This window comes from Amycolatopsis sp. NPDC051371 (assembly GCF_040682155.1).
Lineage (GTDB): Bacteria > Actinomycetota > Actinomycetes > Mycobacteriales > Pseudonocardiaceae > Amycolatopsis.
The window spans coordinates 60858-69932 of sequence record NZ_JBFBAG010000057.1; the positions used below are offsets into that span (position 1 = coordinate 60858).

At 72.7% G+C, this 9075-nt stretch carries 6 protein-coding genes; 5 read left to right on the plus strand and 1 reads right to left on the minus strand.

The genetic code is table 11. The features are described 5' to 3' along the window. Positions 1-20 precede the first annotated feature (20 nt). The 4 genes from AB0M59_RS45385 (at position 21) to AB0M59_RS45400 (ending at position 7331) form a co-directional block, all read left to right on the plus strand. Complete coding sequence (locus tag AB0M59_RS45385; protein WP_364628123.1) at positions 21-1409, plus strand: serine hydrolase domain-containing protein; 1389 nt, start codon at positions 21-23, stop codon at positions 1407-1409. Beyond that, complete coding sequence (locus tag AB0M59_RS45390) at positions 1406-2296, plus strand: serine hydrolase (RefSeq protein ID WP_364628125.1); 891 nt, start codon at positions 1406-1408, stop codon at positions 2294-2296. Before AB0M59_RS45385 ends, AB0M59_RS45390 begins: the two co-directional genes overlap by 4 nt. Then, positions 2293-3885: an ABC transporter substrate-binding protein gene (locus tag AB0M59_RS45395; protein WP_364628127.1), complete on the plus strand. Its 1593-nt coding sequence runs from the start codon at positions 2293-2295 to the stop codon at positions 3883-3885. The genes AB0M59_RS45390 and AB0M59_RS45395 overlap by 4 nt, the downstream gene beginning before the upstream one ends. Positions 3886-3974: 89 nt before the next feature. Beyond that, positions 3975-7331 (plus strand): serine hydrolase, encoded by a 3357-nt coding sequence (locus AB0M59_RS45400; RefSeq protein ID WP_364628129.1) that lies wholly within the window; start codon positions 3975-3977, stop codon positions 7329-7331. On the opposite strand, the gene AB0M59_RS45405 is transcribed toward AB0M59_RS45400, so the two are convergent. Then, positions 7321-8232 carry a zinc-binding alcohol dehydrogenase family protein gene (locus AB0M59_RS45405; RefSeq protein ID WP_364628131.1) on the minus strand — a complete coding sequence of 304 codons (912 nt, stop codon included), beginning with the start codon at positions 8230-8232 and terminating at the stop codon, positions 7321-7323. The genes AB0M59_RS45400 and AB0M59_RS45405 overlap by 11 nt on opposite strands. Before the next feature lie 74 nt (positions 8233-8306). Here AB0M59_RS45405 and AB0M59_RS45410 point away from each other — a divergent pair, with 74 nt between their 5' ends. Further along, the gene (locus tag AB0M59_RS45410) at positions 8307-8714 is read left to right on the plus strand and encodes a MarR family transcriptional regulator (RefSeq protein WP_364628133.1); all 408 of its coding nucleotides are present in this window, start codon (positions 8307-8309) and stop codon (positions 8712-8714) included. The last annotated feature ends 361 nt before the right edge of the window (positions 8715-9075 follow it).

Below are 9075 nucleotides of genomic sequence, written 5' to 3' on the forward strand. Positions count from 1 at the left end.
TCGTCGGACGAGAGGCCACCATGTCGAAGCTCACCGAACTCGCCGCCTGGCTCGAAACCCGGCTCCCGGCCGTCCTGGCCGAGCACCACGTGCCCGGCGCGGCCGTGGCCGTGTACGCCGGCGGCGAGATCATCGACCACGCGGCCGGCGTTCTCAACACGGGCACCGGCGTCGAGGCCGACGCCGACTCGCTGTTCCAGATCGGGTCCATCACCAAGATCTGGACGACGACGCTGGCGATGCAGCTCGTCGACGAGGGGTTGCTGGACCTCGACCAGCCGGTGCGGAAGTACCTGCCCGAGTTCACGCTGGCCGACGAGGAAGCCGCCGCGCGGATCATCGTCCGGCAGCTCCTGTGCCACACCGCCGGCTTCGAGGGCGACATCTTCACCGACACCGGCCGCGGCGCCGACTGCGTCGAGAAGTACGTCGCCACCCTGGGCGACGTCCCGCAGCTGTTCGCGCCCGGCGAGATGTTCTCCTACAACAACGCCGCGTTCTGCGTCCTCGGCCGCGTCGTGGAAGTGCTGCGCGGCAAGCCCTACAACGACTGCCTGGCCGAGCACCTGTTCGTCCCCCTTGGACTGACGCACGCCGCCGCGAGCCCGTACGAGGCGATCCGCTTCCGCGCCGCGCTGGGCCACCTCACTCCCGAGCCGGGCGCCGACCCGCAGCCCGCCGGCGTCTGGGCGCTGGCGGCGTCCAACGCGCCGGCCGGCGCGATGCTCGCGATGCGGCCGCGCGACCTCGTGACGTTCGCCGGCATGCACCTGCGTGACGGCGAAGGCCCGGACGGCACCCGCGTGCTCGGCGCCGAGAGCGCCCGCGCCATGCGGGAGCGCCAGGTGGAGCTGCCCGACCTCGGCCTGATGGGCCGGGCGTGGGGCCTGGGCTGGTCGCTCTTCGACGGCGGCGGCATCGTCGGCCACGACGGCGGCACGATCGGCCAGTCGTCCTTCCTGCGCCTCGCGCCCGGGCACGACGTCGCCGTCGCGCTGCTGACCAACGGCGGCGACCCGATCGCCGTCTACACCGAGGTCGTCGGCCACCTCCTGAAGGAGCTGACCGGCATCGAGCTTGCCGTGCCGCCGGTGCCGCCTGTGTCGGATTCGGACGCGCCGCGCATCGACGCCACGCGGTACGTCGGCGAGTACTCGTCGTCCGTCGCGGACATCGTGGTCAGCCAGGACGACGACGGCCGTGTCTGGGTCGAGCGCGTCCCGAAGGGGATCTTCGCGGAGCTGGGCAAGCCCGACAAGACCGAGCTGGTCGCGATGAACGGCGACACGCTGATCCTGGCCGAACCGATGCAGGGCAGGTACCTGCCGCACGCCTTCGTCGGCGACGACGGCACCGGCCGCGCGCTGTACCTGCACACCGGCCGGGCCGATCGGCGGGTGAGCGTGTGAGCCCGGTCGAAACGGCGATCGCCGACGTCTTCACCGCGGCCGGCGCGCGGGGGTTCGTGCACGCGCGGGAGATCGGCGATGGGCCGGAGGTGGCCGTCGGCGCGGACGACCCGGTGGTGCTCGCGTCGGTGTTCAAGATCCCGGTCGCGGTCGCTTACGCGCGGGAGGTCGTCGCGGGCCGGCTCGACGAGACCGCGCGGACCCGCGTCGGGAAGCGCTACCGCATCGGCGGGATCGGCACGGCGGGCTGCGCCGACGACGTCGAGCTGAGCTGGCGCGACCTCGCGCTGTTCATGCTGACCATGAGCGACAACGCGGCGACCGACGTCATCTACCACCGCGTCGGCCAGGAGGCTGTCGACCGCGTCCTCACCGACTTGGAGCTACACCGCACGCGGCTGATCGGCTGCTGCGAAGACCTCTTCGCCTCCGTGCTGGCGGACCTCGGCGCGGCCGAAGACGCCGACCTCGACGCCGTGTTCGCCGGCGCCACCCCCGAGCAGACGTGGAAGCTCGCGGTGCTCGATCCCGAGCGCACGTCGGCGTCCACGCCCCGGGAGATCACCTCGCTGCTCGACGCGATCTGGACCGACCGCGCCGCGGACCCGGCCGCCTGCGAGCGGGTGCGCACGATCATGGCGCGGCAGATCTGGCCCCACCGGATCTCGTCCGGCTTCCCGTCCGACGTCGCGATCGCGGCCAAGACCGGCACCCTGCCCGCGGTGCGCAACGAAGCGGGCGTCGTGTCCTGTCCGGACGGCCGCCGGTTCGCCGTCGCCGTCTTCACCCGCGCGGACTCCCTCGCCGAGCGGCAACCCGCGGTGGACGCCGCGATCGGCGAGGCCGCCCGCCTCGCCGTGCACCACCTGCGGAAGGAAACCCCATGACCAAGACACGGACCGCGGCGGTCCTGCTCGGGGTGCTCGCCCTGACCGCGACCGCCTGCGGGGGATCCGGCGGCGGCGCTGCGACGGGGGACGGCGCCCCGGTGGACGGCAAGACGTTCAGCCTCGGCGTCGGCTCGGACCCCGGCAGCCTCGACCCGCACATGACCGTGCTGTCGGTGGCCATCCAGGTCGACCGGTTCCTCTACGACACGCTGCTGAACCTCGACGGCGACGGCAAGGCGGTCGCCGGGCTGGCCGCGAAGTGGGAGGCGTCGACGACGACCGCGTCGTTCACCCTCCGCCCGGGCCTCACGTGCGCGGACGGCACCCCGCTGACCGCCGCCGACGTCGCGGCCAACGTGAACTTCATCGGCGACCCGGCGAACAAGTCGCCCATCGCCGGCCTGTACATCGCCCCGGGCACCAAGGCGACCGCGGACGCGGCGACCGGCACGATCACCGTCACCAGCGGGAAACCGGACGCGTTCCTGGCCCGCAACGTCGGCGGGGTGCCGATCGCCTGCGCCAAGGGGCTCGCGGACCGCAAGCTGCTCGCCAAGGGCGAAGCCGGCACCGGGATGTTCACCGTCACCGAGTCCGTGCCCAACGACCACTACACGTTCACCCGCCGCAAGGACTACACGTGGGGCCCCGGCGACTGGAAGGCGGAGCCGGGCCTGCCGGACAAGGTCGTCGTCCGGGTCATCCCCAACACCACGACCGCGGCGAACCTGCTGCTGTCGGGGGAGCTCAGCGCGGCCGCGATCAACGGGCCGGACCGGAAACGCCTGGAGGCACGCAAGCTCTTCCACGGTGACTTCACCGCCCCGATGGGGGAGGTGTTCTACAACCAGGCGCCCGGACGGCCCGGGCAGGACGAAGCCGTCCGCCGGGCGCTCACCCAGGCACTCGACCTCCCGCAGCTCGGCAAGGTGCTGACCAGCGGCGACGGCAAGCCGTCGAAGGGCATGATCACGAACGAGCCGAAGGTGTGTCCCGGCGACACCGTCAGCGGCAACCTGCCGGCCCACGACCCGGCCGCGGCGGCGGCTGCCCTGGACGCGGCGGGCTGGAAGGCGGGCCCGGACGGCGTGCGCGCCAAGGACGGCAAGAAGCTCGCGCTCACCGTCCTCTACGGCACCCAGCTCGGCCCGACGATGGCGCCGACCGCGGAGCTCGCGCAGCAGACGTGGAAGTCCCTGGGCGTCGACGTGACGCTCAAGGCGGTCGACAGCCCCGGTCTCAGCCAGGTCCTGTTCGCCACCGGCGAGTGGGAGGTGTCCCTCGGCCCGGTCGGCTTCTCGCTGCCGAGCCAGCTGGTCCCGTTCGTCTCCGGCCCGGCCGCGCCGGACGGCACGAACTTCGCCCACATCAGCAACCCCGGCTACGGCCAGGCGGCGCGGCAGGCGGCTTCGAAGGCCGGCGACACGAGCTGCGCGGACTGGAACGCGGCGGAAACCGCGCTGGTCAAGCGGGTGGACGCGGTGCCGTACTTCGACTCAGTGGTGCCGACCTACGCCAGCGGCGCGAAGTTCGAGATCAGCCAGGGCAACGTCGAGCCGTCCTCGATCCGGATGTTCGCGAAATGACGGCGGCGGCGGCGCCCGCCGGCCCACCGGCCGCACCGCGCGGCCTGCCACTTCGCCGCGTGAGACCGTTATCCCACAAGGAGATCCGCATGTCCCGACGTATCGGCATCGACGACCTGTACGCCCTGGAGTTCCCCGAGCAGCCGGCACTTTCGCCCGACGGCGCCCGGATCGTCTACGTGCTGCGCACCGCCGACCGCGAGAAGGACGAGGACACCTCTTCGCTCTGGCAGGTCGCCACCGGCGGCGGCGAAGCGCGCCGGCTGACCCATGGCCGTGCCGACGCGGCCCCGGTGTGGTCGCCGGACGGGACGCGGATCGCGTTCCTGCGCGCCCAGGACGGCCCGCCGCAGCTGTGGCTGCTGCCCGCGGACGGCGGGGAGCCGGAGCAGGTCACGAAGCTCCCGCTGGGCGCGGGCACGCCGGTGTGGCGCCCGGACGGCGGCGAGATCGCCTTCAGCGCCCCGATCGACCTCGCCGCCGAGGAGGGCGAAGACGACGGTGCGCAGGGCCGCCGCGCGAGCGCCCCGGTGGTCGCCGACCGGCTGGACTTCAAGGCCGACGGCGCCGGACTCCTGCGGACGCTGCGCAAGCACGTCCACGTCCTCGACGTCGCCACCGGCGAGGTCCGGCGGGCGACGTCGGGGGACTGGCACGCGGGCGACCCCGCCTGGTCGCCGGACGGCGGGCGGCTGGCCTTCGCCGCGGCCCTCGAAGCCGGCTCCGACCTGACGTTCCGTTCGGGCACCTACGTTCTCGACGCCGACGATCGCACCGCCGAGCCCCGCCTGGCCGGCTCGGACGAAGGCATGTGCGGGACGGTCACGTGGACCGCGGACGGTGAAGCCCTGCTCGTCGTCGGCCGCCGCGACACCGCCACCGGTCACGCCGGACTGCTGCGCGTGCCGCTGGACGGCGGGGAGACCGTCGACCTCGCCGCCCCGCTCGACCGCAACGTGATGCCGGGCGGCCCGGGTTATCCCGGCGCGCTCCCGCAGCTCGCCGGCGACGGCTCGACGGTCCTGTTCTGCGTCCGCGACCGCGGCTACACGCACCTGTACGCCGTCGACGTCACCGGCGGCGAACCGCGGCGGATCCTCGGGGAAAACGGGACCACCGTGGCCGCGTTGAGCGTCGCCGGGAGCACCGCGGCGGTCCTGCTGACCACCTCGACGTCCTACGGCGAGATCGCGACGGTCGACGTCACCGGCGGAGCGGCACATGTGCACACCGCCCACGGCCCCGGCGACGTCGAGCTGTTCACCCACGAGGAGCGGGAGTTCACCGTCTCCGACGGCACGGTCGTGCACGGCTGGCTGCTGCGCGACCCCGCCCGCACCGGCCCGCTCCCGCTGCTGCTCGACATCCACGGCGGCCCGCACAACGCGTGGAGCGGCACCGCCGACGCCGTGCACCTCTACCACCAGCGGCTCGCCGCCCGCGGGTGGGCGGTGCTGCTGCTCAACCCGCGCGGCAGCGACGGCTACGGCGAAGCGTTCTTCACCGCGGCGGTCGGCGCCTGGGGCGTGGCCGACGCCAAGGACTTCCTCGAGCCGCTGGACCAGCTCGTCGCCGAAGGGGTGGCGGACTCGCGACGGCTGGCCGTGTCCGGCTACAGCTACGGCGGCTACATGACCTGCTACCTGACCAGCCGCGACGACCGGTTCGCCGCCGCGGTCGCGGGCGGGGTCGTCAGCGACGTGGTCAGCATGGCCGGCACGTCCGACGCCGGCCACTACCTGGGCGTCGCCGAGCTCGGAGCCGTCCCGGCGGAGAACCGTGCGCACTACACGGCGCTTTCCCCGCTGGCCCAGGTGGAAAAGGTGCGCACGCCGACGCTGATCGTGCACGGCGCCGCCGACGACCGGTGCCCGGCGGGGCAGGCCGAACAGTGGTTCACCGGCCTGCGCGAACAGGGCGTGCCCACCCGGCTGGTGCTCTACCCGGGCGCGTCGCACCTGTTCATCCTCGAGGGCCGCCCGTCGCACCGCGCCGACTTCAACCGGCGCACCGCCGACTGGGTCGAGCAGCACGCGGGCGAGCCGGGCAAGCCGGTGCGGGTGCCGATCGACGCCGCGCACTGGCGCCGCCGGCTCGCCGAGCTCGCGCGCAAGCACCGCGTCCCCGGCGCGGCGCTGGGCATCCTGCGGCTCGACGGCGACGAGGTCGTCCAGGTGAGCCACGGCGTGCTGAACAAGGCGACCGGCGTCGAGGTCACCGACGACTCGGTGTTCCAGATCGGCTCGATCACCAAGGTGTGGACGGCGACCGTCGCGATGCAGCTGGTCGACGAAGGGCTGCTGAAGCTCGACGCGCCGATCACCGACGTCCTGCCCGAGCTGCGGCTCGCCGACCCCGACGTCACGAAGAAGGTGACGCTGCGGCACCTGCTGACCCACACCAGCGGCATCGACGGCGACGTCTTCACCGACACCGGCCGCGGCGACGACTGCCTGGAGAAGTACGTCGGGATCCTCGACCAGGCGGCACAGACGCACCCGCTCGGCGCGACCCTGTCCTACTGCAACTCGGGATTCGTCCTCGTCGGCCGGGTGATCGAGAAGCTGACCGGCAAGACCTGGGACGCGGCCCTGCGCGAGCGGCTGTTCACGCCGCTGGCCCTGAAGCGCACGAGCACCCTGCCGGAGGAAGCCCTCCTGCAGCGCGCGGCGGTGGGGCACGTCGCCGCGGGGGACGCCGAGCCGCAGCCGGCGCCGGTGTGGGGCCTGCAGCGCTCGGCGGGCCCGGCCGGGCTCATCTCGGCGTCGACCGACGACGTCCTGGCGTTCGCCCGCCTGCACCTGACCGGCGGCCTCGGCCCGGACGGCTCGCGGGTGCTCTCGGCCGAGTCCGCGCAGGCGATGACCGAAGAGCAGTTCGAGATGCCGGACAAGGACACGCTCGGTGACTCGTGGGGCCTCGGCTGGATCCGCTTCGGCTGGGACGGCCGCCGGGTGTACGGCCACGACGGCAACACGATCGGGCAGGCGGCGTTCCTGCGGGTCCTACCCGAGCAGGGGCTGGCGGTCACGCTGCTCACCAACGGCGGCAGCACGCACGACCTGTACGAAGAGCTCTACCGCGAGCTCTTCGCCGAGCTGGCCGGCGTCGCGATGCCGCGCCCGCTCGAACCGGCCGTGCCGCTGCCCGAGGTGGACGCTTCGGAGTTCCTCGGCGTCTACGAGCGGGAGTCGGTCCGGATCGACGTCCTCACCCGCGACGAGAAGCTGTGGATGCGCCAGACCATCACCGGCCCGCTGGCCGAGCTGATGCCGGAAACGACGACCGAGGACGAGCTGGTGCCGATCGGACCGGCCCAGTTCGCCCACAGTCCCGCGGGGATGCGGGGCTGGATTTCGGTGACGTTCTACACGCTGCCGACGGGGGAGCGGTACCTGCACTCGGGCGTGCGGGCCACGCCGAAGGTCAAGGAGCTCAAGGAGTGATGACGACGCGCTGAGCGCTTCCGGTGTCCCGCCAGGCGGTTTCGACGTCCTGGAGGGGCACCGGGCGCGCGTCGATCCGGAAGTTTCCGATCTCCGTCACGAGGGCGTGCAGCTCTTCGACGATGTCCCTGGTCGGTACCGAACCCTGCCCGCTGCCGACGAGCTGCAGCCGCGCCGCCCGGAGCGCGGCCGAGGGGAGTTCCGTCGTCCGCCCGGCCACCGAGCCGATTTCGACCCAGGTCAGCGGGCGGCTCCGGTCGGCGCGCTCGGTGACGATCGTGCGCAGGGCGTCGGCGGTCGGCGGGCCCCAGACGTAGTCGAGGACGACGTCGACGTCGGCGGCCTTGCCGAGCTCGTCGAAGGTGAGGGCTTCGTCGGCTGGTACCTCGGCGAGGCGCCCGGCGTCGCGGCCAGCGGCGATGACCCGGCCCGCGCCGAGGTGTTTCGCGACCTGGACGGCGAGCCGGCCGGCGTTCCCGGTCGCGCCCAGGACGAGGACGTCCTGCCCGGCGCCGAACTCGATGCGCCGGCGGAGGGCGACCCAGGCCGACATCGCGGGGTTCATCCCGGCGGCGACGAGCACCGGGTCGGCGTCTCCGGGCAGGACGACGCTGCGTCTCGGGTCCACGACGGTGCGTTCGGCCATCGAGCCCATCGCTGTGTCGGGCAGGACGAAGTACCGCAGCGCGCCGTCGGGCGCCCGGCCGACGCCGTCGATGCCGGGGACGAGCGGAAGGTCACCCGTCCCGGTGTAGTGCGAACCGTCGGCCTGGGAGCGGACGCGCGGGTGCAGTCCCGCGGCGACGACGTCCAGCACCTCGTTTTCGCTGGAGGGCTGGGGTTCGGCGAAGTCCTGACAGGTGGGCGGAGTACCGAACTCGGTGACGACTGCGGCGCGCATGGTGTCTCCTTTTAGTTGGTAATACCCACTACTTTAGATGGCATCGCCAACTAGCTCAAGGTAGAGTCGGCGGCATGACCGAACCCGACGAGGTGCTGGACAACCTGGCTCAGGTGTCGTTCGTGGTGATGGCCCGGCTGAGCGAGGTCGCGGCGGCGCACGAGCTTTCCCTGACGCAGCTGCGGGTTCTGGGGATCTTGCGCGACCGCACGCCGAAGATGGCGGAGCTCGCCACGCACCTGGGATTGGACCGGTCGTCGGTGAGCGGCCTGGTCGACCGGGCGGTCCGCCGCGGGCTGGTTTCCCGAGAGGCCAGTCGCGACGACGGCCGTTCGGTGCGCGTCAGCCTGACGCCGGCGGGCTTTTCGCTGGCCGCGGATCTGACGGCGGAGGTGTCGCGCGCGATGGCCCCGCTGACGTCGGGCTTGGGCGCGGCGGACCGGAACCGCCTCGGCGTCCTGCTCGGCCGGATGCTGGCATGAGCCCGGTCACGTCGGGAACACCGGCGGGCGCAGGACGTTGTAACGGGTGTCGGTACGGAGGAGTCCCCGGGCCTCACCCAATGCCTTCACGGAGTGCCAGTTCGGCTGGAGCCGTGTAGCGCCACTCGCCGCGAGGCGACCCCCGTACCGGCCTCGAACTCCCGCTTTCGCTCGCAGGTCTCCCCCCAGCCTTCGCTGAGCGGAAGCGGGACTTTTTCGTCCGAAGTGGACACTGCGGGGATGCGGTCTGCCGTGGTTGGTCGTGACCCAGCAGCTCGCCAAGTCCGACGGGGACCTGCGACGGCTGATCGCCACCGCGCCGCCGGCGGCGACGGAGCTTTCTTCGTTGCTGAAGGAGAAC

Bases quoted from the DNA above. Each gene is read 5' to 3' on its own strand.
- AB0M59_RS45385 (WP_364628123.1), top strand. From the start codon at position 21: ATGTCGAAGCTCACCGAACTCGCCGCCTGGCTCGAAACCCGGCTCCCG.
- AB0M59_RS45395 (WP_364628127.1), top strand. From the start codon at position 2,293: ATGACCAAGACACGGACCGCGGCGGTCCTGCTCGGGGTGCTCGCCCTG.
- AB0M59_RS45400 (WP_364628129.1), top strand. From the start codon at position 3,975: ATGTCCCGACGTATCGGCATCGACGACCTGTACGCCCTGGAGTTCCCC.
- AB0M59_RS45405 (WP_364628131.1), bottom strand. From the start codon at position 8,232: ATGCGCGCCGCAGTCGTCACCGAGTTCGGTACTCCGCCCACCTGTCAG.
- AB0M59_RS45410 (WP_364628133.1), top strand. From the start codon at position 8,307: ATGACCGAACCCGACGAGGTGCTGGACAACCTGGCTCAGGTGTCGTTC.